The organism is Halobiforma nitratireducens JCM 10879, from assembly GCF_000337895.1.
In the GTDB taxonomy this organism is placed as follows: domain Archaea; phylum Halobacteriota; class Halobacteria; order Halobacteriales; family Natrialbaceae; genus Natronobacterium; species Natronobacterium nitratireducens.
In genome coordinates, this window is sequence record NZ_AOMA01000125.1 from 1 (window position 1) to 23,211 (window position 23,211).

The 23,211-nt window shown below is 63.8% G+C and carries 23 protein-coding genes; 8 read left to right on the forward strand and 15 right to left on the reverse strand.

The genetic code is table 11. The features are described from left to right. Window positions 1–111 precede the first annotated feature (111 nt). Window positions 112–999: a sulfurtransferase gene (locus C446_RS12270; RefSeq protein WP_049920204.1), complete on the forward strand. Its 888-nt coding sequence runs from the start codon at window positions 112–114 to the stop codon at window positions 997–999. An 85-nt stretch (window positions 1,000–1,084) separates the two neighbouring features. Here the strand turns inward: C446_RS12270 and C446_RS12275 are convergent, their stop codons facing one another. After that, on the reverse strand, window positions 1,085–1,630 hold the full coding sequence (locus C446_RS12275; RefSeq protein WP_006673430.1) for a CDP-2,3-bis-(O-geranylgeranyl)-sn-glycerol synthase: 546 nt from the start codon (window positions 1,628–1,630) through the stop codon (window positions 1,085–1,087). Between the two features lie 126 nt (window positions 1,631–1,756). After that, a complete protein-coding gene (locus C446_RS12280; protein ID WP_006673431.1) occupies window positions 1,757–2,740 on the reverse strand; it encodes a D-2-hydroxyacid dehydrogenase in 984 nt (327 codons plus the stop codon). 204 nt (window positions 2,741–2,944) lie between these two features. Here C446_RS12280 and C446_RS12285 point away from each other — a divergent pair, with 204 nt between their 5' ends. The 3 genes from C446_RS12285 (at window position 2,945) to C446_RS12295 (ending at window position 5,927) form a co-directional block, all read left to right on the forward strand. Next, window positions 2,945–3,781, forward strand: a complete 837-nt coding sequence (locus C446_RS12285; RefSeq protein WP_006673432.1) for a proline dehydrogenase family protein — start codon at window positions 2,945–2,947, stop codon at window positions 3,779–3,781. 68 nt (window positions 3,782–3,849) lie between these two features. Next, entirely contained in the window at window positions 3,850–4,533 is a 684-nt protein-coding gene (locus C446_RS12290; RefSeq protein WP_006673433.1) for a DUF502 domain-containing protein, read from the forward strand. A gap of 83 nt (window positions 4,534–4,616) precedes the next feature. After that, a complete protein-coding gene (locus tag C446_RS12295; protein WP_006673434.1) occupies window positions 4,617–5,927 on the forward strand; it encodes a DUF418 domain-containing protein in 1,311 nt (436 codons plus the stop codon). Window positions 5,928–6,107: 180 nt separating this feature from the next. On the opposite strand, the gene C446_RS12300 is transcribed toward C446_RS12295, so the two are convergent. Next, entirely contained in the window at window positions 6,108–7,037 is a 930-nt protein-coding gene (locus C446_RS12300) for a branched-chain amino acid transaminase (protein WP_006673435.1), read from the reverse strand. Between the two features lie 181 nt (window positions 7,038–7,218). Here C446_RS12300 and C446_RS12305 point away from each other — a divergent pair, with 181 nt between their 5' ends. Together C446_RS12305 and C446_RS12310 are read left to right on the forward strand one after the other, a co-directional pair. Continuing rightward, complete coding sequence (locus tag C446_RS12305) at window positions 7,219–8,508, forward strand: beta-propeller fold lactonase family protein (RefSeq protein ID WP_006673436.1); 1,290 nt, start codon at window positions 7,219–7,221, stop codon at window positions 8,506–8,508. A gap of 3 nt (window positions 8,509–8,511) precedes the next feature. After that, a complete protein-coding gene (locus C446_RS12310) occupies window positions 8,512–10,557 on the forward strand; it encodes a copper resistance CopC/CopD family protein (protein ID WP_006673437.1) in 2,046 nt (681 codons plus the stop codon). 366 nt (window positions 10,558–10,923) lie between these two features. On the opposite strand, the gene C446_RS12315 is transcribed toward C446_RS12310, so the two are convergent. Then, complete coding sequence (locus C446_RS12315; RefSeq protein ID WP_006673438.1) at window positions 10,924–11,457, reverse strand: winged helix-turn-helix transcriptional regulator; 534 nt, start codon at window positions 11,455–11,457, stop codon at window positions 10,924–10,926. Window positions 11,458–11,686: 229 nt separating this feature from the next. Between C446_RS12315 and C446_RS12320 the strand changes: the two genes are divergently transcribed. Continuing rightward, window positions 11,687–12,082: a DUF7471 family protein gene (locus C446_RS12320; protein ID WP_006673439.1), complete on the forward strand. Its 396-nt coding sequence runs from the start codon at window positions 11,687–11,689 to the stop codon at window positions 12,080–12,082. 97 nt (window positions 12,083–12,179) lie between these two features. On the opposite strand, the gene ribB is transcribed toward C446_RS12320, so the two are convergent. The 11 genes from ribB to glpK form a co-directional block, all read right to left on the reverse strand. Then, on the reverse strand, window positions 12,180–12,881 hold the full coding sequence (gene ribB / locus C446_RS12325; protein ID WP_006673440.1) for a 3,4-dihydroxy-2-butanone-4-phosphate synthase: 702 nt from the start codon (window positions 12,879–12,881) through the stop codon (window positions 12,180–12,182). After that, window positions 12,878–13,585 (reverse strand): DUF120 domain-containing protein, encoded by a 708-nt coding sequence (locus C446_RS12330; protein ID WP_006673441.1) that lies wholly within the window; start codon window positions 13,583–13,585, stop codon window positions 12,878–12,880. The genes ribB and C446_RS12330 overlap by 4 nt, the downstream gene beginning before the upstream one ends. A 167-nt stretch (window positions 13,586–13,752) precedes the next feature. Next, on the reverse strand, window positions 13,753–14,541 hold the full coding sequence (locus C446_RS12335) for a hypothetical protein (protein ID WP_006673442.1): 789 nt from the start codon (window positions 14,539–14,541) through the stop codon (window positions 13,753–13,755). Between the two features lie 350 nt (window positions 14,542–14,891). Continuing rightward, window positions 14,892–15,890: a 4-demethylwyosine synthase TYW1 gene (gene twy1, locus C446_RS12340; RefSeq protein WP_006673443.1), complete on the reverse strand. Its 999-nt coding sequence runs from the start codon at window positions 15,888–15,890 to the stop codon at window positions 14,892–14,894. A gap of 96 nt (window positions 15,891–15,986) precedes the next feature. Then, on the reverse strand, window positions 15,987–16,274 hold the full coding sequence (locus C446_RS12345; RefSeq protein ID WP_006673444.1) for a hypothetical protein: 288 nt from the start codon (window positions 16,272–16,274) through the stop codon (window positions 15,987–15,989). A gap of 71 nt (window positions 16,275–16,345) precedes the next feature. Continuing rightward, a complete protein-coding gene (locus C446_RS12350) occupies window positions 16,346–17,029 on the reverse strand; it encodes an HAD-IIB family hydrolase (protein ID WP_006673445.1) in 684 nt (227 codons plus the stop codon). Between the two features lie 107 nt (window positions 17,030–17,136). Next, window positions 17,137–17,337: a hypothetical protein gene (locus C446_RS12355; protein ID WP_006673446.1), complete on the reverse strand. Its 201-nt coding sequence runs from the start codon at window positions 17,335–17,337 to the stop codon at window positions 17,137–17,139. Window positions 17,338–17,411: 74 nt separating this feature from the next. Next, complete coding sequence (locus C446_RS12360; RefSeq protein WP_006673447.1) at window positions 17,412–17,810, reverse strand: hypothetical protein; 399 nt, start codon at window positions 17,808–17,810, stop codon at window positions 17,412–17,414. A 112-nt stretch (window positions 17,811–17,922) separates the two neighbouring features. Continuing rightward, a complete protein-coding gene (locus tag C446_RS12365; protein WP_006673448.1) occupies window positions 17,923–18,438 on the reverse strand; it encodes a universal stress protein in 516 nt (171 codons plus the stop codon). A gap of 122 nt (window positions 18,439–18,560) precedes the next feature. Further along, the gene (locus C446_RS12370) at window positions 18,561–19,670 is read right to left on the reverse strand and encodes a hypothetical protein (RefSeq protein ID WP_049920205.1); all 1,110 of its coding nucleotides are present in this window, start codon (window positions 19,668–19,670) and stop codon (window positions 18,561–18,563) included. A gap of 2 nt (window positions 19,671–19,672) precedes the next feature. Next, a complete protein-coding gene (glpK, locus tag C446_RS12375) occupies window positions 19,673–21,211 on the reverse strand; it encodes a glycerol kinase GlpK (protein ID WP_006673450.1) in 1,539 nt (512 codons plus the stop codon). A 275-nt stretch (window positions 21,212–21,486) separates the two neighbouring features. Between glpK and glpA the strand changes: the two genes are divergently transcribed. Further along, entirely contained in the window at window positions 21,487–23,211 is a 1,725-nt protein-coding gene (gene glpA, locus C446_RS12380) for an anaerobic glycerol-3-phosphate dehydrogenase subunit GlpA (protein WP_006673451.1), read from the forward strand.

Here is a 23,211-nt window from a genome sequence, read left to right on the forward strand (position 1 = left end):
GTCCCTGATCTCTCGGCGCTGAAAGACTACATCTCACGAGGAGTGAACACGATCAACGAACCAAACATTTGGCCGTCTCTTACCGGTAAAGATTCGACCTAAACACTACGTATGATGGAGCACGACACCGACGTTCTGGTTTCGGCAGAGTGGGTCGAAGACCACCTCGAGGAGTTTCAGTCCGACGATCCGGAGTATCGTATCGTCGAGGTCAACAGCCCCGAATCACCGGCGGAGAGTGACTTCCCCTCGAGATACGACGAAGGGCACGTCCCGGGTGCGATCGGGCTTCAGTGGGACGAGGACCTCTCGGATCAGGACCAGCGCGACATCCTGAAAAAAGACGAGTTCGAGGACGTGGTCGGCGAACACGGCATCAGCGAGGACTCGACGGTCGTCTTCTACGGCGACGGCTGGATTCCGAACTGGTTTGCCCTGTTTGCCTACTGGGAGTTCAAATACTACGGCCACGACGATGTCCGCGTCCTCGATGGCGGGAAAGACTACTGGGTCGACGAGGAGTACCCGCTGACCGACGAGGTACCGGCGTTCCCCGAGCAGGAGTACGACGCGAACGGCCCCTTCGAGAGTATCCGCGCCTACAAGGACGACGTGGACAAGGCCCGCGAGGCCGGCATCCCGATGGTCGACGTCCGCTCGCCGGAGGAGTTCTCCGGGGAGATCATCGCCCCCGAGGGACTGCAGGAGACCGCCCAGCGGGGCGGGCACATCCCCGGCGCGTCGAACGTCCCCGTCAAGACGAACCTGCGTGACGACGGCCGGTTCAAGGACCCCAACGAACTCGAGGAACTGTACGCCGAGGCGGGGATCGACGGCGACGAGACGGTTGTCACCTACTGTCGGGTCGGCGAGCGGTCGGCGATCGCCTGGTTCGCACTCCACGAGTTGCTCGGGTACGAGGACGTCCACAACTACGACGGCTCCTGGACCGAGTGGGGGAACCTGATCCGCGCACCGATAGAGAAAGGCGAGGGGTAATCGGTTCTCCCGATCGAGAGCGATCTCGAGCAGTCGATCGACTACCGACCGGCCGCGGATAGCCAACTCCCCAGTCGGAGAGTCGCTACCACGGCTCGTCTTTCAGCCCGAGCTTGTACGCGATGACGTTCGTCGTCACGTGCAATACGGGCGTGAGCACGACCACCACGAGGATCACGTCCCAGGTGAACCACTCGAGGAACCACTCGGTCGCAAGCAACGCAGTCAACGGCAGCGAGACGACGACGAAGTCGAGTTGGTCCACGCCGGGGAACATCGCTCCGCGCTGGCGGCCGGTTCGGCGCTTCAGGAAGGACGCGAGAATGTCCCCCAACATCGCCCCGGCGGCCAACCCGATCGCAGCGAGCGGCTCGAACGCCGGGAGTTCGAACCCGAGTGCGGCGCTGACGTCGTCTGATAGCAGCGTAAGCACGGCTGCGAGCGCGAGACCAGCGGTGATTCCCGCGGCGGTGCCGCGCCAGGTTTTCCCGTCCCCCAGCACCCGTTTGTCTCCCCAGGTGCGACCCCTGTCGATCGGGCGGCCGCCGCCGGCGAGGACGGCGGCGTTGTTCGGTACGTAGGCGGGCAACATCGCCCAGAACGCGATCACGACTGTCTCGAGCAGTGTCATATCGGCCGGGACGAACTGACGGGTCTTAACCTGCGGTGGTTTTCGATCACCGTGGTCGGGGTGGAGAGAACGGAACGACAGCGGGTTGCGACGCCGGGTCGGTCGTTTCCGGACAGTTACGGACAGTTACGGTGACTGAACGACGTTCTCGAGCCGTCCGTCCGTCTCGAGTGCGTCGGCGTTGTGCGCGACGATGTCGGCCATCCGATCCCAGTGTTTCGGGGTGTGGCCTCCGGTGTGTGGCGTAATGAGGCAGTTCTCGAGGTCCCACAGCGGGTGGTCGTTCGGCAGCGGCTCGGGATCGGTCACGTCCAGTGCGGCTCCGCGAATCTTGTTCTTCTGCAAGGCCGAGAGCAGCGCGTCCGTCTCGACGATCCCCCCGCGAGCGACGTTGACGACGACGGCCTCGGTCGGCAGCGTCGCGAGTTCGGCCTCGCCGATCAGCCCGCGAGTCGTATCGGTTAGTGGGCAAGCGACGACGACGTACTCGCTACGGGCGAAGGCGTCGTGAATCGCCGCCTCGTCGAAACCGACGACCTCGTCGGTCGGACCGCCTTTCTCGGGAGTGTAACGAACCCCGATCGTCTCCACCTCGAACCCCTCGAGACGCTGGACGAGTGCCTGTCCGATCGAGCCCAGTCCGAGGATCGTGACGGTGCTGCCGGTAAACTCGCGGGACTGGAAGTGCCGCCACTCGTTGTTCCCCTTGCGTCGCCACCCCTCGTGGAGTCTGCGAGCGAAGACCAGCATGTTGCCAAGCGCCTGTTCGGCGAGCCCCGGTGCGTGGATTCCGCCGGCGTTGGTAACGGTGACGCCTCGGTCGGCGAGTGCGTCCGTCGGCAGGTGTTCGGTCCCCGCGGAGGTAGCGGCGAACAACTCGAGCCCGTCGGTGGCCTCGAGCAGGTCCTCGTCGATTCCGATGCCGGTGACGATCGACGCGTCGGCGACGAGTTCCCGTTCTTCGCGGGGTGTCCGCGCGAGCACGACCTCGTGATCCGGCAGTCGCTCGCGGATGGCGTCGGCGTACGCCGCCATCGATAGCCCCTCGGTTCCTTCACGGAGGACGACGATGTCTGGCTCGGTTCCGTCGTCGGTCGAACGTTCGCTCATTCTATCGGGCGTGTCGTCCGACGGGGCTTTGAGTTACCGGTCGCGGCTGGCGCTGCGTGACGTGTGGGCTGTCACGTCTCTCGTCGGGACCGTCACGAACCTCGTCACTTGGGCACGAATCCGTCCGTACGTGGACGACATCGGCGGCCGACGAACGACGCCGGTATACCAAATTCCTTATGACTGGCGTTCCTTCTCTCGCGTATGATCCCGCCGATCGCGAACCGGTTCGTCGCGGGGGAGTCGCCCGCCGAGGCGCTCGACCACGTCCGATCGCTCAACGAGCGCGACGTGGAGGCGATCGTCAACCTGCTCGGCGAACACTACGACGATCGCGAGCCGGCAAGCCAGGACGCAGCGGCGTATCGCTCGCTCGTCGACGATATCGCGGACGCCGACCTGGGAGGCTGTCTCTCGGTCAAACCCTCCCAGCTCGGGCTCGATCTCGGTGAAGAGGTCTTCCGCGAGGAACTCGACCCGATCGTCGAGGCCGCACAGGACCGCGATGTCTTCGTCTGGATCGACATGGAGGATCACACGACGACGGACGTGACCCTGGACGCCTACGAGGAGCTGGCCCGCGAGTACGGCGGTGGCGTCGGGGTCTGTGTCCAGGCCAACCTCAAACGCACCCGCGACGACGTCGAACGGATCGCGGACGTGCCCGGGAAAGTCCGGTTCGTCAAGGGAGCGTACGACGAGCCCGCGGACGTGGCCTACACCGACCGCGAGCGTGTCGACCGCGAACTCGAGGAGTTACTCGAGTACGCCTTCGAACACTTCGAGGGCGGTATCGGCGTCGGGAGCCACGACCCCGAGATCGTCGAACACTCGATCGACCTCCACGAGGAGTACGGCACCGACTTCGAGATCCAGATGCTGATGGGCGTCAGGACCGACACACAGTACGAACTCGCCGAGGAGTACGATGTCTACCAGTACGTTCCGTACGGCGATCGCTGGCTGTCGTACTTCTACCGCCGGATGATGGAGCGAAAGCAAAACGTCCGGTTCGCGCTCCGAGCCATCCTGGGGCGATGATCCCGCTTTTCGGTGCCCGAAGCCGATAAAGGAAAGCGCTCTTTATCCCCTGGTGTGAGTTGTCCTACATGGCTTCGTGGAAGCGGGACTTCGCGAGCGGGCTGATCGTCCTCGGCCCGATCCTCGTGACCCTTTACGTCCTTTACTGGCTCTACGGACTCGTGGCCGGGATCTCTCCCGACCTCATCCTCGATGCCGAGTCTCTAGAGGCACTCACTTTCATCGATGGCGAGCAGACCCGCGAGGAACTCGCCCAACTGCTTCGCGTGCTGATCGTGTTGACCGTCGTGACGGTACTGACCTTCTCGGTCGGCTATCTCATGCGAACGACCGTCGGCGGCCTCGTCGAACGCGTCGTCGACAACGTCGCCAACCGCGTGCCGGTGATGCGGGTCATCTACAACGCGTCGAAGATGGCCGCCGAAACGGCGTTCGGTGAACAGGAATCGCTCCAGACGCCGGTCAAACTCGAGGTCTGGGACGGGCTTCGAATGACGGCGTTCAAGACCGGAAAGACGACCGACGACGGACGACACGTCCTCTTCCTGCCGACCTCGCCGAACATCACGACCGGGTTCGTCCTCGAGGTCCACCCCGACAGATTCACCGAACTCGACGAGGACGTCGAGGACGCGCTGACTCGCGTGTTGAGTGCCGGCTTCGGCGACGCGGATCGGCGCGGCATGGATGCCGGCGTCCCGATCGATGTCGTCGACGAGCGGTCGGTGAAACGGTCCGAGGACGACGACTAGCCCGCTTATGTCCGGCGGTTAGCACGCCCCGATAGTTCGTAAACCTATATGTGGCGGCGGAAGAAAGATCGCACACTCCCGCCATGACGACCGACGATCCGCCCGCCCCCGAGCCCGACGCCGACGCGACGACCTCCGATTCGGAGGAGACGCAGGGTCCGACCGATCCCGGGGATCGGATTTTGAGTCTCGACGTGCTCAGAGGATTCGCGTTACTCGGTATTCTCGTCATCAATATCTGGCTGTTCGGGCTGCCGATGGCCGGCGCGCTCAACCCGACGTTGTACGGGGACTTCTCCGGGGGCAACTACGTGGCCTGGTTCGTCAGCCACGTTTTCTTCGAACGGAAGTTCGTCACGCTGTTTACGTTTCTCTTCGGGGCCGGCGTGGTCCTGTTCATGGAGTCCAAAGAGCGCAAGAACCAGCCTGCACGGCGGCTCCAGTTCCGTCGGCTCTTCTGGCTGCTCGTGATCGGGCTCGGCCACGCCTACCTGCTGTGGCACGGCGACATCCTCGTTGCGTACGCGCTCTGTGGCTTCGTCATCGTCTTCGTCCGTCACTGGTCGCCGAAGCGCCTGCTCGTTCTCGGTCTCGTCATGTTCGCGCTCCCGTCGCTGCTGTATCTGCTCGGTGGAGCCGGCTACGCGATGGCCGACGCCGACCTCCAGGCGGAGATCGAGGACGACATCCTGGTCGGGTTCGGTGCCGACGACATCCAGAACGAAATCGACACCTACCAGGGCGGCTGGCTCGAGCAGATGGACAACCGAGCCTCGACCGTGCTCACGCTCCAGACGGTCGGGTTCGTCTTCGAGTCGTTCTGGATCTACGGGGGGCTGATGATCGTCGGCATGGCCCTCTACAAGTGGGGCGTGCTCTCGAACGAGCGGAGTAGCCGGTTTTACCGACGGCTGCTCGTCGCGGGCAGCACCACCGGCCTCGCGTTGATCCTGACTGGGGTCTGGTACCGGGAACTGGTCGCCTGGGATACGGCGTACGTGCTGTTGATAGCCCACCAGTTCAACTACTGGGGATCGCTGTTGCTTGGGCTCGCGTACGTATCCGCCATCATGTTGCTGTGTCGCGTCGCTGCTGGCGGCCTCGTGACGGATGCGCTCTCGGCCGTCGGCCGGACCGCCTTCTCGAACTACCTGTTACAGACCGTCCTCGCAACGTCGATCTTCTACGGCCACGGGCTCGGGCTGTTCGGCCAGTTGAGCCGACTCGAGTTGCTGGGCGTGGTCGTCCTGATCTGGGCGATCCAGATTCCGCTGTCGGTGGCCTGGCTGAACCGGTTCCGGTTCGGTCCGGTCGAGTGGGTCTGGCGGACGCTCACCTACGGCGAACGACAGCCGTTGCGACTCGAGGAAGATACAGAGCAAGACGAAAGGTAGGGGACCGAACGCGAATACGAGTGTGCGTGTGAGTGCGAGTGCGAGTGCAAGTGCGACCGTACGAGACGCTCGTACTACTGGACGACAGTCAGGACACACCCGATCGCGTCTCGACGCTCGGCGCGGAAGGCGACGACGTCTCGAGTGCGATCGGTGTGTGCAGTGTTTCGTCCGGCAGTATCAGACGTACTGGAACCACTCGTCGTACTCGTCGGTTTCCCGCTCGACGACCTCGAAGAACGTCGACTGAATCTCTTCGGTGACCGGTCCGCGGGAGCCGTCGCCGACGACGACGTTGTCGACCTTGCGGATCGGGGTCACTTCGGCTGCGGACCCGGTGAAGAACAACTCGTCCGCCGTGTTGAGTTCGCCACGGGAGATCGAAACGTTGTCGTGGACGGTGTATCCGAGGTCTTCGGCGAGCGTGATCACGGTGTCGCGGGTGATGCCGTCGAGGATCGACTCCGAGAGCCCGGGCGTGTAGATTTCGCCATCCCGGACGAGAAAGAGATTCTCCCCAGGGCCTTCCGCGACGTCGCCTTCCTTGTTGAGAACGATCGCTTCGGCGTAGCCGTTCCGGCGTGCCTCCTCTCCAGCGAGCATGCTGTTGACGTACAACCCAGTCGTCTTGGCGTTGGTCGGAATCTGGCTCGAGGCGTGTTTCCGCCACGAGGAGACCATCACGTCGATACCGTTCTCGAGTGCGTCCTCGCCGAGGTAGGTCCCCCACGGCCAGGCGGCGATAGCGGTCTTCGTCGGACAGTCGCCCGGACTCACTCCCAGCGACTCGTAGCCGTAGAAGGCGATGGGCCGGATATAACAGGAAGCGAGATCCTGACGGCGGATGAGCTCGAGGGTCGCCTCGGTGAGTTCCGCCGCCGTAAACTCGATCTCCATCTCGTAGGGCTTCGCGGACTGGAAGAACCGCTCGAGGTGTTCCTCCCAGCGGAAGATGGCTGGCCCCTCGGCGGTGTCGTAGCATCGAGCACCCTCGAAGATGCCGCTTCCGTAGTGAAGGCCGTGGGTCAGCACGTGGATCTGCGCGTCGTCCCAGTCGACGAACTCCCCGTCCATCCAGATCGTGTCGACATCCATCTCGTCGAATCCCATGGTGGAGTGTGTCGAAAGCCACCGTACTAAGTGTTCGCTATTTTCGTGACGGAAACGGTCGCGGGAAACCGTCCACCGTTCGCTCGAGCGGCCGGTCGCTTGCTTCCGTCGTGAGTCTGCTGGGACGTTTTTTACAATCGCACCAGAACCCCCAATATGGCGGGTACTCTCTCATCATCGTATGAACGACTCGATCGACCGGCGACGGTTCGTCCAGGTAGCGACCGGTGGAACAGTGATCGCTCTCGCCGGTTGTCTCTCGGATGACGGTGACGGTGACGGTGACGGTGACGGGAACGAGGGCGAGGACGAGGGCGAACCCGACACCGGAGACAGCACCGACGAAGACGAGAACGGTGATGGCGAGTCACCTGGGGACGACGCCGACGGGAGCGAGGGACTCGTCTACGCGTTCGCCCCGAACACGATCGCAGTCATCGATCCCGAGGAGGGAACAGTCGTCGACGAGATCACGGAGGACCTCTCCGACGAGAGCTGGGCCGATCCACGGATCACGGCTGCGTACGACGAAATCTACGTCGTTCGGGAATCTCCCTCGCAGGTAGTCGTCATCGACACCGATGCCCGCGAAATCGTCGACGAGGTGGATATCGGGCCGAACCCGACCCACATGTACCATCCGAACGACGACGAAATGTGGGTCCACTCCGACGAGGAGGGGACGTTCTACGTCGTCGACACCGATACTCACGAGGTGACCGAAATCGTCGAGTCCGGACTCGAGAACGAAGGCCACGGCAAACTCCTCTATCACGAGGACTTCGGCTCGATGGGGTACGCGACGAACGTCAACGACCCTGCGACACTGCTCATCGACCTCGAGTCCTACGAGCGAACCGACTACGTCGAACTCGAGAACGAAGACGAGGGGACCCACTACAAGGCCTACGCGCCCGAGACGGGACTCGCGTACTTCGAGCACGGCGACGAAACCGCCGTCGTCGACACAGAGAGCGACGAGGTCGTCGAGTACCTCGACTTCGCCGGCGGCATGTATCTCTCCCCCGACGAGACGGTGCTGGGCGTCCTCGACGGGAACAGCATCCGATTCATCGACGCGACGACCGCGGACAGCGAGGAACACGGCGTCGTCGACGTCGACGAAGGCCCGGACGCGCTCCGGTACTACGAGGCCGACGACGGCACGCTGTACGCCTTCACTGCCCACACTCAGACCGATCAGGCGTCGATCATCGACGTCGAGGCACTCGAGATCGTCGAAACGGTCGATATCGGCGATATCGTCCGGCCCGAGGGTGCGCCCTTCCTCTACCGTAGCGGCGTGGCCGGCGGTGGCTACTTTATCTCCCCGGCGGACGACGACGGGATCGTCGCGATCGTCGACATGGCCTCACAGGAGGTCGTCGACCACGTCGAGGTCGAAGAGGGAGTCGACACGGTCCAGTTCGTCGGCGATTCCGGCGTCGGATACACGGGCACCCTTCGGTAGCCGATGGAACAGCACGCGTCGTCCAGTGGCGTCGATTCGTCCCCTCGCAAGACGCTACTGGCGTCGGTTCTCGTCGTGTTCGTCGTTGTACTTGCGGCCGGGCTCGTCGCAACCCCTGTCACAGCCCACGCGTATCTGAGCGAGTCGGACCCGGCAAACGGCGAACAGATCGACGACGTGCCCGACGAGATCACTCTCTCCTTCTCCGGCGACGGTATCGTCAACGCCGATGTCGCCATCGAGAATCCGGACGGTGAGATCGTCTCGAGCGAGCCCGAGATCGTCCCCGAGGATAGCCAGATCGTCCGCGTGCCGATCGAAGCGAGCGAGGACGACGCCGATCTAGAGGGGATGTACACCGTCGACTGGGAGGTCCTCGCCGACGACGGGCATACCACGTCGGGATCGTTCTTCTTCGCCGTCGGCGACGAACCACTCGATCGTGACGCCGTCCTCGAAGCCTACGAGGAGGGTGACGACGGCGAAGAAGACGAATCGATGTCGCCGCTCGAGGCCGGAGCGAAGTCACTGTTGCTCGTCGGGGTCGCTGGCCTGATCGGTATTCCCGCGATCGCAGCCGTCGCAGTCGGTCCCGTCTTCGCTCGGGCAGCGCCACAGCGACGTGACCGGGCCGACGACCGACTCGGACCGCTGCTTGCCGGCGCTGCTTTGCTCACCTCGGTCGGCGCGCTCGGGCTCGGGCTCGCTCGAAGCACAGCATTGGGACCACTCTCGGTCGGGACGATCGTCGAGTTCGGCGGGACGCCGCTCGGACGGGCCTGGCTCTTACAGGTAGTGCTCGCCGTCGGCGTTGCCGCTCTCGTCGCGGGACTGGTTTGCGGGTACCTGTCACGGCGCGAGTCGCTCGCTGGAACGTGTCTCGGAGCACTCGCCGTCGCGGGAACGATCGCGTGGACGAGTCACTCCGCGACCGCGATCGACCGGCTGACCGGGGCAGTCGTCGACTTCGTGCACGTCGTCGGCGCTGGTCTCTGGGTCGGCGGGCTGGCAGTCCTCGCGTTCGTCGTCGTTCCGACGGTTCGCGAGGCCGCCCCTGCCGACCGACCGGGCCTGCTCGCGGCCGTGATTCGCCGGTTCTCGGTTCTCGCGCTGGTCGGCGTGACGTTCGTCGTCACGACGGGATTCGTCCTCGCGTCGTGGCACGTCCCGACCGCCAGCGGGCTCACCGAGACGGTCTACGGTCTCGTGTTGGTGGTCAAACTGCTGGTCGTTGCCGTCGCACTCGCGCTTGGCGGGCTCACCAGGGTCGTCCTCCTGGGACGGCTCGAGTCGACCACCGCCACGGAATCGACCGCAGGCTCACGCCCGACGAGTGCTGACGGCGGGCGAAACGAGGGGGAGCCGTGGGTTTCCCGGATCGCTCGATCCGTCAGACTCGAGGTCACGCTGCTTGTCGTCGTCCTGCTGCTCTCGGGGATTCTCACCTCCGCGCCGACGGCCGCGGTCGCGGGGGTCGGTGCTGACGGCGACGAACCGATCGAGGCGACCATCGAGTACGAGTACGACGACGTGCTCGTCGAACTCACGGTGCTTCCGGCTGTGGCCGACTCGACCGACGACTCGTTCGAGCTTCGAAGCGACGAACCGACCGTCTTCGAGATCGGCTTTCTCGAGAACGAGACGCCGATCGAATCCGAACAGCCGGTTCGGCTGCTGGCGAGCGATCGGGAGGGCACGGAGATCGAACTCGAACTCGAGGAGACCGACGACGGTACGTACGCGACGGTACAGCCGCTCCCGGACGCCGGCGACTGGGAGCTTCGTATCACCGGCGCGCCCGATGGTACCTACATTAGTGAGTGGATCGAGACGACCGTCGTTTCGGCGCAAGCGGACTCGACTCACGAGCACGATCACGGCGGCAGAGAGGAGTCCCACGGCAGTTCCGGACACGACCACGACCGCGAGCCTGCCGACACGTCATCACCGTTCCGAACACTGCTCGAGTTCGCTGCCGTCGTGACCGCGATCGCCGGATCGCTCGCTGTCGTCGTCGACGCGCTCCAAATTCGAAGCAGGAGCGACTGAATAGTGATCCCGACTTCTCCCACGACTGAACTCGTGGGGGTGTACTGGCCACAGACCAGCGTCGGTCACAGATCGGCATCTTCACGTAGACGGTCGCCGGTCGGCTGCCGGCGTTCTGAAGTCAGTGTAGCTCCCGGGCGGGACACGCTGGGCTTGCCCCCACCTCCGCAGGCCACCCTACGGGCGGCCTGCCACTCGAGCGTACGCGCGTTATCCCAAGTGAGCGTTCGCGCTGTACCGACTGCGGATTTGACACTGATCGCCGATCCGTCTGGCGAGTCGGTGTGCACTGACTTGCAGTGGTTGCTATAGAAGGAGCGCTTTTCAACACGCTGATCAGGGAGATCGACCCGTCACTGACTTTGGCTACCGCGAACTCGAGCCTGCCGATCCCTCGAGTAGTTCGTCGATCAGCCGCGTGAACCGATCGACCAGCCGGTCGGGCACTGTGGGTTCGACCTCGCTCAACAGTCGCCCGACCCGTCCGGGCTCGACGAGTTCGAGTTCGACTCGGTTGCTCTCGTCGTATCGTTTCCTGACGATGTCGTGTTCGCCGAGCCGATCGAGGTGGTATTCGAGCGTGCTGCGTGCGATGCCGATCTCGGCTGCGACCGAACTCGGATCGGCGGGTTCGTTTTCGATCAGGTAGACGACGATCTCCCTGGTCGTCTCTCGCCGAAAGAGAGCGAGCGCGGCGCGTTCCCGGTCGTCGTACTCCGGCGGGTAGTAGTGAGTCCGGCCGTAGAACTCTTCACGGACGAGGTCTCCCCGGCTGATCAGCCGACGGACGTGATACTGTATCTGCCCCGGCGCGAACTCGGACTCCCGGACGAGTTCGTTGAAATGAATGCCGGCGTTTGCCTGCACGTGGGTTTTGATCTGGCGTCGGGTGTCGGTCATTGGTATCGATTCCAGTCAGTTAGCTGCGTCTAGTCCGGGTACACTGATAACGGCTTTTGCTCGTTCCTGCATATTGGGAACGGGTCATATGACCGGTCTACTGGCTATTGTATGCGGATCGGGGGTGAAAGGCGGAAGGGAGTCACGACTCGAGGTCGGACAGCGTACCCGATCGTTCCGTCCGACCGAAGCACATACGTAGCGTTCTCACCGACGTACAGTCCGGACGATGGATCACACGAGTCCGTTTCGGGTCGAGTGGGTCGATCCACAGCTCGCGCCGGTGTTGCTCGGGATCATCGTGTTAGCAGCGCTCGGAACCGCGGTCCTCTTTGCTTGTGGGCTCGTGGCCTATTCTCGCCGGCGCTCGATCCGGTACTTGCTCGTGACGGTCGTACTCGGCCTGCTCGTGGTTCGATCGGTGGTCGGGCTCGGGACGGTTTTCGGGGTCGTACCGATGACGTTTCACCACCTCCTCGAGCACGGGGTCGACTTCACGATCGCAGTGTTGATCCTGTATGCGGTGTATCGAACCGGATCGGACGGCTCGACCGACCCAGAATCGGAACCGGAAGCTGACACGGAAGAAGAGCCGAGCGAGCGGCGTTTCGAGACCGACGCCTGAGACGGATCGCTGTAACTAGTTACCATCGATCGACAGAACGAGGTCGGCAATCGGCGGTAAGTGACTACAGTAAGCCGTGTGAGAGGAGGAACTCGGCTTACTCGAGTCGTTCGAGCACGTCCCGGCCCTCGAGGTAGGTAAAGTCGTGACGCTCCGCGTAGGTTCGGGCGTCGACGGGCGAGAGGGCGTCGCCGGTTTCGTCGTCGAGCATCTCGCAGACGACAACCGCCGGCGGGAGATCGGCGGCTTCAGCGAGCGCGACGCCCAGTTCGGTGTGTCCTTCGCGTTGCTCGAGCAGTTCCGGAGCCGCCTTCAGTAGGTGAACGTGTCCGGGGACCCGAAACTCGTCGCTGAACGCCGTCTCTTCGGGAGCGGCCGCGGCCGAACCGAGCGCCCGGATCGTCTGCGAGCGGTCGTTGTCAGTAATCCCGGTGTAAGTGTCCCGATGATTGACCGTCAGAGAGAACGAGGAGCGCTCGTCGTATCCCAGGTCGTGGCTCCCAGCGGCGGGGTGGTCGATCTCCTCGGTGTAGAACGGCAGGTCGAACGCCTCGGCGATCCCGTGACCGAGCGCGACACAGACCAGCCCGCCGGCGTCGTTTCGCAGGCGGGAGACGGCCTCGGGTGTCACCGCGTCGGCGTGGTAGATCAGGTCCGTCTCCCCCTCGCGGTCGGCCGCGTCGTGGACGAGGATCGGCTCGCCGGCCTGCAGCGACTCGAGGGCGCGGTCGACGGTGGCGGTCGTCGACGTCTGTGGGTTCGATCCGCGGGAACGTACGTGACGGTCGGTTCCGGTCATCGGCGATCACCCACCGAGACGGTGACGTGCTCTCCGTCTTCCAGGTCGAGTTCCTCCCGGAGTTTGTCGGGGGCGATAACCTCGAGTTGGTCCTCGTCGTGGTGGGTTCGCTCGGGGGCGATCGTGTGTGCTTTCTCGTAAGTCCGCCCGTCGCCCGTTTCGATCGTCGCGGGGTAGCAGACGGCGGGGCCGTAGGTGCGCTCTTCGTCTTCCCAGCCGTCGATCGGCACCGGCTCGAGCGACGAAATGGCGCTGCGCCGGCGGACGCTGTCGTCCCGGAGGTCGACGTTCAGCGTGCCCGGGAATGGTTCGTAGCCGAGTCGATCCTCGAACTGTCGCTGGTAGCCCGACAGCGAGATGTAGTGGCGACCCTCTCCCATCCCGCTCGTGACGACACCCTCGAGTTCCACCTCGGCGTCGCTTTCGAACACGCGGCGGTAATCCTCGTACTCTGCGCGGAGGGCCCGTTCGCCGTCGTCGGTGATCGCAACCCACTGGCCGTCGCTGACGGTGTCGCGCTCGAGGAGGGCCTCCGACTCGAGACGCTGGAGCCGCCGCGAAGCAGTCTGGTTGGACGCCTCGAGGCGATCCGCGAGCTGTGAGCAGGAGACCTTGACGTCACCCGCGAGCCCACCCTCGAGTGCGAGAAGCTTCAACACGGCGAGTTCGTCGGGGCCGACGGCGGACTCCGTTGTCACTGACATACTGGCGACTTCGGACTATCCACCCAAAAGCGTATCGAATGTGGTATGCATCACAAAGCCGTGATGCTGTTTCCGATCGTTTACTCCGTACCCGATGGTTCGGCCTGTGGGGGAAAAACGCACCGATGTCGGAAGCCGGCGACCGCGGTCGTTCTCCGGCGGTCCGCTCACAGCCCCGTCGCGACGTACTCGTCGATCCTGGCTACCCGGTCGGCGTCGAACGTCCAGAACCCGTCCCAGACCCGCGGTTCGGTTTCGTACGAGACCAGCGCCGCGGGCGTCTCGTCGGCTGCATCCGGGTCGGACGGTCGGTGGACGACGAACCATCCCTTCCGGTACTCGTGGTCGTGGCCCGTGTGCATCGTCACGTCGAGGTCCGGCCGGCCGCCGTCGGGAACGCCGTAGACGTGAACCTCCACCGGGGCACGATCGAGTTTCTGGTATACCCTTCGTGTTCCCACTTCGTCGTTGAGCCGGGAGAGGGTCTGAAACGACGATCGAAGCGTACCGCCCGCGGCTGCCCACGCCTGGCGCTCGATGTACCGGGAAATGACGATCAACAGAAGCTTCTCCTTGTGAGCTAACGGATAGCCGCGAAGGCGGAGTCGCGTCTCGTCGAGATTCGCGAGCAAATCCGGCAGTTCGACGTCTTCGAGGCCGCGAGCGCCGGTGACGAACAGATCGGAGTTGATCGCCAGGATCGACTCGTACAGCTCCGGCAGTGGCGAAGCGGCCACCGGCGTCCCGTCTTCCAGGAGCACGGCGACGTCCGCGTCCGGATCGTCCATCGTCGCGGGATCGACGAGATCGCTCTCACCGTCACGCTGTACGGCGATGGGACTCTCGTCGAACGTCTGGGCGAGCATTCCGGTCAGCGGGTCGGCCGACTCGTCACCGACGATCGCAATCGCGTGATCGGGAGACCCCGCCGACTCGATGAACGATCGAAGACTCACTCGGTCTCGAGTTGGAACGACCCTACTATAAAAATTCTCGCCATCTAGACGGTTCAGGCCGTCCTTGTCGACGGTACGGCCAGTACAAGCGGTCCCTGAACGGGATCAGGCGGGAGTGATCGACGGACAGCCGATTCGGAGAACCGTCGGGAAACCCGGAGTGACTGCGGTTTTGGTGGAACGCCGTCCAACGACCCACCCCACACGGTCGACCTATCGGCTTCCCGGCTCGACTGTGCGGTGTTCGAGTCTGGCAACCGACCGACAGGCGTCCACCACATACGGTTTCCTGTCGGTCGTTTCCGTCGCAACGCACCCGGTGGCGGTTGTGCCAGGAAATCGTTACAGTATCAGTCGTCAGCTGTGCCAGTGACCGAGTCTCGCTCCCAGAACTCGCTGTCTTTCTTCAGCTTGGGAACCCAGGTGTCGCCGGTCTTCGAGAGCAGGGCGACTCGGGAAGGCGGTACCTCTTTGATCTCGGTGAACTCGGGCATGTGTTCGCCGACGGAACGGGCGAACGCTGCGACCTCCTCGTGGTCGGGCATCGACGAGCGGTCGAGGCGTCCGCGAGAGTGGCCGACGTGCATGTACGCCTTCAACTCGACGAAGTCCGGATCGGCCTGCCCGTAAAAGCCCGCGTACCAGTCGGGGTGGTGCATGTTCTCTCCCTTGATCAGCGTCGTCCGGAGAACGGTCCGGGTTTCATCCTTGTCGGCCAGGACATCCATCGTCTCGAGGTGGCGTTCCCAGGCGTCGTCTTCGACTGCCTTGACAACTTCGTCGAAGGTGTGGCGTTCGGGAGCGTCGACGCTGACGTACAACTGGGTCGGCTCACACTCCCGGAGAACGTCCGGGTTGGTTCCGTTCGAAACGAGGAAGGTGGTGATATCCCGCTCGTGGAAGGCCTCGATGAGTTCGGGCAGGTAGGGGTACAGCGTCGGTTCGCCGTCCAGCGAGATGGCGACGTGGCGAGGCTCCATCGCCTCCTCGAAGACCTCGCGCGGGACCTCGTCGTTGCCGCCGAATCCCGAAAGGAGCTTCTTCTGGAGTTCGATGGAAGCGTCGACGACTGCTTCGGGGTCGTCCCACTCGACGTCGTCTAACTCGTAGGCGTGGCCCTGGTGGTCCCGCCAGCAGAAGACACATCGCTCGTTGCACTTGACGACGGGCGTCATCTGGATACAGCGATGGGACTCGATTCCGTACCAGATGTTCTTGTAGCACTTGCCCTCGCCGCGTAAGGCGTTTGCCGTCCAGCCGCAGGTCTGGGCTGCCGTGTGGTTCTCGCTGTGGTAGTCCGGCGAGTCGACCTGACTGGGCTGACTCGGACTCCCGTCGGAATCGCTCATTGCTGACGGCCTATGCCTTCGACGACAAAAACCTCCGCGTTCGACGGAGCCCGTGGAACGGCGAGGTTCACGGGCGAGCGCTCTTTCACTCCACAGCTACTGCTCCGGGAGCCTGCCGGGTTCGGACGCATCGTCGTCTTCGGTCGTCACCTCGCGCTCGAAGCCGTACAGCACGAGCCCCGTGTTCGCAGTCATAATGATGCCAGTCGTCGGCACCGTCGCGAAGAGATGGAGTCCGACTCCGACGGCGAACGCGCCGGCAACGGCCGCGGCCCACAGCAGCGGCCGCGACACGGGAACACGGTTCGCATCCCAGTAGGTGCCGGCGAAGAGCCCAGCCGTCCCCACGACGCCGAGGACGGCCACGAAGGCGTCGAACATCATACTGCCTAGTTGGCCGGCCGGGGCAAAAACGTTCTGAGAGCGGCGACACACGCGACCCCAGGGCGAAGCAGCTACTCGCCCCTTCGAACCCGCTCGAGGACCGCCAGGGTTCCGTCGGCGTGAGCGTCCTCGAGCAGTTCGTCGGCGGCTGTCGTCGCCGCCTCGTCGGCGTTCGCGACCGCGAAGCTCCGACCGACCCGTTCGAACGTCGAGACGTCGTTGATCGAGTCGCCGACCGCAACCGCATCCGCGAGGTCGAACCCGACGTGGGCGGCGATCCGTTCGATCCCGTCGCCCTTGTTCGGTTCGGCGTCTTTGACGTGGAAGGCGTAGCCGGTGTCGATCACCTCGAGGCCGTAGTCGGCGGCGATCTCCCGGAGCGGTTCGACGGGCTGGTCTAAGCTGACGGCGATCTCGGTTTCACGCCAGCGATTGACCGTGTCTTCGTCGCCCCAGCCCAGGTCGTAGCCGGCCGCACGGTACTCCTCGGCGACGGCCTGGGCGGCCTCGCGGTCCGCGGTGAAGAAGACGTCGTCACCGGTGTAGACGACGCCGCCGTTCTCGGCGACGACGAGTTCCGGAATGCCGACGAAGTGACAGAGTGAAACGGGATAGGGAAACGCTTTCCCGGTCGCGACGACGACCGGCGCGTCCCACTTCCGGAGCGGGTCGAACACCCTCGGGTCGATACCCCACCCGTCGGGTCGAGTGAGGGTGCCATCGATGTCCAACACGAGCGGCGGATCGGAGTCCATACCGGAGGTGAGAATCCCCTCACCTAACAGTTGTTGGTAACGCGATTTTTCTCTCAGTCTGTGCGATGTTTGTCGGGCGAGTCATTCCGTCACGTCCCCTTCGATCGCTAGTACGCGGGTTTGACGGCGTTGATAAGGATCGTCACCACCAAGAAGACGACCGCACTGACGAGACCGACGACGAGACCGACGACGAGGCTGACGACGACGGTCTCGTCGACCTGCAACGTCGTCATCGCCGCCACGATCGCGGCGACGACGACGAGATTGCGAAGATCGCGGGACTCGATGCCGAATCGCTCGAGCATGGGTACTCCGATTCAGTGCGATCACATAACGTTGTTGTCTCGACCGGCCGTACGGCTGCTTCGGAACCAGCCTCTCACGATGGGAGAACGTATCTGAGAAGCACGAACGAGACGAGCCCGACACCACCACCAGCGAGGTACGCCTGGGTGGAGTTCGGTTTCGACACCATGACCGCGAGTGCCATAGCGGAGGCGATCACCACCGCTGCACCGACCGCACCCTGATGGTAGTTTCCGGTACCCTCGTAGTCCTGAATCGACCCGTCTTCGGGGTCGGTGACTCTAATACTGGCGTGGTACGGAATGTAGAGACGGACCCCGATGCCGGCAAACGCCGCGACGATCATGTTGAACTGAACCTCGCCGGTCAACTGTTCGGCGAGTAGAAAGGTCCCGATCGCGAGAAACAAGGCGACGATCCTGCTCCACTTGTCGGCTTTGAGAACCGACTCGTCGATCTGCTGTTCCGCCATACCAACAGCACGCTGCCGAACCCGCTTAACTGTTCAGTGTCGGCGAGCCACGACGGTCTCGAGTTCGGACTCTGGGATCGACTCGGTGGACCGCGACTCGGTCGGGTGGCCGTTACGCCGCGTCCGCGACTGGAACGGTCAGCACCGGTACGTCGGACGCTCGAACGACTTTCTCGGTCAGGCTGCCGATCAGGTAGCGCTCGAGGCCGGTCCGTCCGTGTGTCCCCATTACGATCAGGTCGATGTCGTTTGCGTCGGCGTACTCGAGGACGATCTTGTGGGGAGTGCCGCTCCGGACGACACCGTGCGTGTCGATATCGGGGAGTCGTCCGACGGCGTCTTTGACGACGTTCTCACCGTACTCTTCTGCCTCCGCTCGAATCTCTTTGGGTGACTCGCGGTCGCCGCCCATCGGCGTATCCGCACCCTGGGGATCGCCCACCATTCCAGGACTGGATTCTCTGTTCGGGTCCTCGCCGAGCCCGAACGCTGGATGTAACGTATCGACCACGTGGAGCACGTGGACAGTCGCGTCGTACGTCTCGGCCAGGTCGCGTACCTTCTCGAGTGCCACGCCCGCGCCTTCGCTTCCGTCGGCCGGGTAGAGGATGGTATCGAACCCAGACATCTGTAGATCAGACTAGCCGTACCACGACCAGGAGTTTAGCTATTCGCCTTGCTACGCCGACGGTCGTCGACCGATGCTGTCAAAAAAAGAGGCGAACGGCCGATTCGATCGGACCGGTTCGATCAGCCGGTGAAGCCGGGCACCCAGACGCCGGTCTGGAAGATGCCCAGGAACACCAGTCCGCAGATGAGTGTGTGCGTGATGAAGATCGATGCGGCAGGCGGGTCGACGTGGGTGTCCCCGTGGGCGTAGAAGACCCGCTGGAACGCCTCACCGATGAGCGCACCGAGGAGGCCGAAGAGGCCGGCGATAAACACCGCCGCCCCGGAACTCAACCCGGCAAGGACTGCACCCCCGGGCGCAACTGCCGCGAGATAGACCGTCCCTGCGGGGAGCGTCATGTGGTGGGTAACCGGAATCCGCTCGATTCCCAGGTTCAGGAACAGCAGGGTCGCGGCACTGATACCGAACCCGATGAACGGACTCCCCGTCTGCAAGGTCATGTACGCCGACGCGAGTCCGGCGAACAGCCCGATCGTGGCGACGTGGGACCACTTGTACATCTCGCCAAGCCACGGCTCGACAGCGAGCCGGTCTTCGGCCGCCATGCCGCCGTCGGCCACGACCTCACCGGGCTCTCTGTACTCTTCGCGCTCGAACGGGGTCATGTCGAAGTAGCCGTCGGCTTTGTCGCTGACGACGCCGACGATGCTGTACCCGAACACGATCCGGTGTAGGAACGCGCTTGCGACGACGGTAAACGCGATCGGATCGGTCGGCACCGCGAGATGCCGGAGTGTCTGTTCGAGCGCCATGCCGAACATACCGAACGCCGCACCGACGGCCAGAATATCGGGTCGACTACCCAGCGCGAACGTGATGTCTTTCCCGTTGTGGTAGTCGAACCCGGATTGCATCGTGCCCTTTTTCGCGGCGTACGCGGCAGCTGCAGCACCCGCGGCGAACGCGACGTGCGGACCGAACACTGGACCGAAGCCGAGGTCGACGCCGATCCCGTCCGCTGCCTCGCCGCCGAACACGCCGATGGTAACGAGGAAGCCAGTGAAGATGAACGCCGGCAGTGCACCGAGCGCCGCTCCGAAGGCCCCACCGGCGGCGGCACCGAGCCAGATTTCCGGATCGCTGAGGGCTTCGATTACGTCTGTGAACGACCCTGGATCGTAACTCACCTGCAACACGAGGTCAGCCGCGAGTGCACCCTCCACCGCCATCGTTAGTCACCACCATCGCGCGCCCAATCGAGCGAACGGTCGACTGCGTCCATCCAGCGGTCGTACCTCGCGTCGACGTTCTCGTCGGGATCGGGCTGGAACTCCCGGTCGATCTGCCAGTTGTTCCGCAGCTCTTCTAGGTCGTCCCAGTAGCCGACGGCCAGGCCGGCAGCGTAGGCCGATCCCAGCGCCGTCGTCTCGTCGACGACGGGACGGGCAATCTCCGAGCCGATGATGTCGGACTGAAGCTGACAGAGGTAGTTGTTCTTGACCGCGCCGCCATCGACTTTCAGGCTCGTCATGTCGATGCCCGAATCGGCTTCCATCGCCTCCGCCACGTCTCGGGTCTGGTAGGCGATCGACTCGAGGGTCGCACGGATGATGTGTTCTTTCCGGGTGCCACGAGTCATGCCGACGATGGTCCCGCGTGCGCGCTGGTCCCAGTGTGGTGCGCCCAGTCCCGTGAACGCGGGGACGACGTAGACGCCGTCGGTCGAGTCGACGCTGCGGGCCAGCTCCGCGGTTTCGGAGGGGTCGTCGATCAGATCGACGTCCTCGAGCCACTCGACCGCGGCACCGGTGACGAAGATCGATCCCTCGAGGGCGTACTGGACGTCCTCACCCGAGCGCTGGAAGCCGATCGTCGTCAGCAGGCCGTGGTCTGACTCGACGGCCTCGTTGCCGGTGTTCATCAGGAAGAACGAACCGGTGCCGTAGGTGTTCTTCGCGTCGCCGGCGTCGAAACAGGTCTGACCGAACAGCGCGGCCTGCTGGTCACCCAGCGCGCCCGCGACGGGGACCTCGGCCTCGAGGAACCCGTCGGGGTCGGTCGTCCCGTAGGTCTCTTCGTCGCTGGAGGGGCGCACCTCCGGTAGCATCTCCCGCGGGACGGAGAACTCCTCGAGGAGGTCGTCGTCCCACTCGAGGTCGTGGATGTTGTACAGCATCGTCCGCGAGGCGTTCGTGACCTCGGTGATGTGGTTGCCAGTGAGGTTGTAGATCAACCACGTATCGATCGTTCCGAACAGGATCTCGCCCTGCTCGGCGCGATCGCGAACGTCCTCCGGACGGGCGCGTTCCATCTTGATCGGGTCGCCTTCCTCGAGTAACCACTCGGCTTTCGTTGCAGAGAAGTAGGCGTCGGCCTCGAGACCGGTTTTCTCGCGGATCTCGTCGACCTTCCCCTCTTCCTCGAGTTGTTCGACGCGTTCGGTCGTTCGTCGGTCCTGCCAGACGATGGCGTTGTAGACCGGTTTGCCGGTCTCGGCGTCCCAGAACACCGTCGTCTCGCGCTGGTTGGTGACGCCGATGGCCTCGAGCTGGTCGGCCTCGATCTCGGCCTGTGCGAGTGCGTCCGAGATGACCGTCTTGGTATTCTCCCAGATCTCCATCGCGTCGTGTTCGACCCAGCCCGGCTCCGGGTAGATCTGTTCGTGTTTCTCGTAGGCGTTCGAAACCACCTGCCCTTCGTGGTCGAAGACGATGAACCGTGTCCCCGTCGTGCCCTGGTCGACCGCGCCAACGTACGTTCGTGCTGTCATTGGAAATCACCAAGCCAGACCATACTTTATCGATGGCCTTGACTTAGGAGTAAACGTGAGTAACGATCATAATAAATGTTACCGCTGAACGCCACCAACTACCAAAACTGATTACCGGTAGCAGACCCCTCTAGGTCGGTCGGAGATCGTGTGTAGCATCACGATCCGGTTACACCTGGTGAACTCATTAAGGGGTTGACTGTACAGATTCGTAACAATGGCTGCGCCGCCGTCGATAAAATAAAGATGCGGGCGACTAATCCTCCAATGAAGGAATGGCACGGGATACGGACGTCCTCGTTCTCGGGGGCGGCTCGACGGGCTGTGGCATCGTTCGGGACCTGGCGATGCGCGGCCTCGACGTCACCCTCGTCGAACGGGGCAACCTCACCGACGGGACGACCGGCCGAATGCACGGCCTGCTCCATAGCGGCGGCCGATACGCCGTCTCGGATCAGGCGAGCGCGCGGGAGTGCATCGAAGAGAATCGAGTCCTGCGCGAGATCGCGGGACACTGCGTGGAGGAGACCAGCGGGCTGTTCGTCAAACGGCCCGAAGACTCCGACGAATACTTCCAAAAGAAACTCGAGGGGTGTCGGGACTGTGATATTCCGGCCCAGGTCCTCTCGGGGCGGGAAGCCCGCGAGATCGAACCGTACCTCGCGAAAGACATCGATAGAGCGATTGAGGTCCCCGACGGCGCAATCGACCCGTTCCGGCTCTGTGTCGCCAACGCCGTCGACGCCGAGCGCCACGGCGCGCGGGTCGAGACCCACGCCGAGGTGATCGACCTGCTTCGCGAGGGCGACGACGTCTACGGCGTCGAGGTACGCCACGACTCCGGGCCGGGGAAACGGACCCATCGAACACCGGGAACGACCGAGGAGATCACGGCCGAGTACGTCGTCAACGCGACCGGCGCGTGGGCCGGGCAGATCGGCGCGATGGCGGACCTGGACATCGAGGTCCGGCCCTCGAAGGGCGTGATGACGATTATGAACGTCCGGCAGGTCGACACGGTCGTCAACCGCTGCCGGCCGAAAGGCGACGCCGACATCATCGTCCCACACGAGACGACGGCGATCCTCGGGACGACGGACGAAGAAGTCGAGGACCCGGACGACTACCCCGAAGAGCAGTGGGAAGTCGACCAGATGATCGACACCCTCACGGAGCTCGTTCCCATCCTCGAGGAGGCACGGACGGTCCGCTCGTTCTGGGGCGTCCGGCCCCTCTACGAGCCGCCGGGAACCGGCACACAGGACCCGACGGACATCACGCGGGACTTCTTCCTGCTGGATCACGACGAGCGGGACGGCGTCGCCGGCATCGCAAGCATCGTCGGCGGCAAGTTCACTACCTACCGCGCGATGGCCGAGGAGATCGCAGACCACGTCTGTGACGAGCTCGGTGTCGACACACGCTGTCACACGGCCGACGAAGCCCTGCCCGGCAGCGAGAACCTCGCCGAACTCGAGGACGCGATGGACGACTTCGGTCTGCGGTCGCCGATCGCCCGCCGGAGCAAGCAGCGACTCGGCAGTCGCTCACGAGAGGTCCTCGAGACCGACGAAGCGAACCCGGTGATCTGTACCTGCGAGGGAGTCACCCGCGCCGAAATACAGGACGCCATCGAGCAGTCGGGTTCGGACCTGAACTCGGTTCGTATCCGCACGCGGGCGTCGATGGGGAACTGCCAGGGCGGCTTCTGCACCCAGAAGATGGCTCACGAACTCCACCCCGAGTACGACGAACCGACAGCACGAGCGGCACTCGATGAACTCTACCAGGAACGCTGGAAGGGACAGCGTCACGCGCTGTGGGGCGAACAGCTCTCGCAGGCGATGTTGAGCTACGCCTTGCACGCGACGACGTTGAACCGCGATGCGGACCCCGCAGGGGTCGAGGATAGCCTCGAGTTCGAAGCCTTCGATTCGGGGCCCGACACGGCAACTGGAACCGCCGCGAACCGCCGCACAGACGGCGGGGAGGGCCGTTGA

Excerpts from the sequence above, each read along its gene's own strand:
- C446_RS12270 (WP_049920204.1), top strand. The coding sequence starts at position 112 with ATGATGGAGCACGACACCGACGTTCTGGTTTCGGCAGAGTGGGTCGAA.
- C446_RS12275 (WP_006673430.1), bottom strand. The coding sequence starts at position 1,630 with ATGACACTGCTCGAGACAGTCGTGATCGCGTTCTGGGCGATGTTGCCC.
- C446_RS12280 (WP_006673431.1), bottom strand. The coding sequence starts at position 2,740 with ATGAGCGAACGTTCGACCGACGACGGAACCGAGCCAGACATCGTCGTC.
- C446_RS12285 (WP_006673432.1), top strand. The coding sequence starts at position 2,945 with ATGATCCCGCCGATCGCGAACCGGTTCGTCGCGGGGGAGTCGCCCGCC.
- C446_RS12290 (WP_006673433.1), top strand. The coding sequence starts at position 3,850 with ATGGCTTCGTGGAAGCGGGACTTCGCGAGCGGGCTGATCGTCCTCGGC.
- C446_RS12295 (WP_006673434.1), top strand. The coding sequence starts at position 4,617 with ATGACGACCGACGATCCGCCCGCCCCCGAGCCCGACGCCGACGCGACG.
- C446_RS12300 (WP_006673435.1), bottom strand. The coding sequence starts at position 7,037 with ATGGGATTCGACGAGATGGATGTCGACACGATCTGGATGGACGGGGAG.
- C446_RS12305 (WP_006673436.1), top strand. The coding sequence starts at position 7,219 with ATGAACGACTCGATCGACCGGCGACGGTTCGTCCAGGTAGCGACCGGT.
- C446_RS12310 (WP_006673437.1), top strand. The coding sequence starts at position 8,512 with ATGGAACAGCACGCGTCGTCCAGTGGCGTCGATTCGTCCCCTCGCAAG.
- C446_RS12315 (WP_006673438.1), bottom strand. The coding sequence starts at position 11,457 with ATGACCGACACCCGACGCCAGATCAAAACCCACGTGCAGGCAAACGCC.
- C446_RS12320 (WP_006673439.1), top strand. The coding sequence starts at position 11,687 with ATGGATCACACGAGTCCGTTTCGGGTCGAGTGGGTCGATCCACAGCTC.
- ribB (WP_006673440.1), bottom strand. The coding sequence starts at position 12,881 with ATGACCGGAACCGACCGTCACGTACGTTCCCGCGGATCGAACCCACAG.
- C446_RS12330 (WP_006673441.1), bottom strand. The coding sequence starts at position 13,585 with ATGTCAGTGACAACGGAGTCCGCCGTCGGCCCCGACGAACTCGCCGTG.
- twy1 (WP_006673443.1), bottom strand. The coding sequence starts at position 15,890 with ATGAGCGATTCCGACGGGAGTCCGAGTCAGCCCAGTCAGGTCGACTCG.
- C446_RS12345 (WP_006673444.1), bottom strand. The coding sequence starts at position 16,274 with ATGATGTTCGACGCCTTCGTGGCCGTCCTCGGCGTCGTGGGGACGGCT.
- C446_RS12350 (WP_006673445.1), bottom strand. The coding sequence starts at position 17,029 with ATGGACTCCGATCCGCCGCTCGTGTTGGACATCGATGGCACCCTCACT.
- C446_RS12355 (WP_006673446.1), bottom strand. The coding sequence starts at position 17,337 with ATGCTCGAGCGATTCGGCATCGAGTCCCGCGATCTTCGCAATCTCGTC.
- C446_RS12360 (WP_006673447.1), bottom strand. The coding sequence starts at position 17,810 with ATGGCGGAACAGCAGATCGACGAGTCGGTTCTCAAAGCCGACAAGTGG.
- C446_RS12365 (WP_006673448.1), bottom strand. The coding sequence starts at position 18,438 with ATGTCTGGGTTCGATACCATCCTCTACCCGGCCGACGGAAGCGAAGGC.
- C446_RS12370 (WP_049920205.1), bottom strand. The coding sequence starts at position 19,670 with ATGGCGGTGGAGGGTGCACTCGCGGCTGACCTCGTGTTGCAGGTGAGT.
- glpK (WP_006673450.1), bottom strand. The coding sequence starts at position 21,211 with ATGACAGCACGAACGTACGTTGGCGCGGTCGACCAGGGCACGACGGGG.
- glpA (WP_006673451.1), top strand. The coding sequence starts at position 21,487 with ATGGCACGGGATACGGACGTCCTCGTTCTCGGGGGCGGCTCGACGGGC.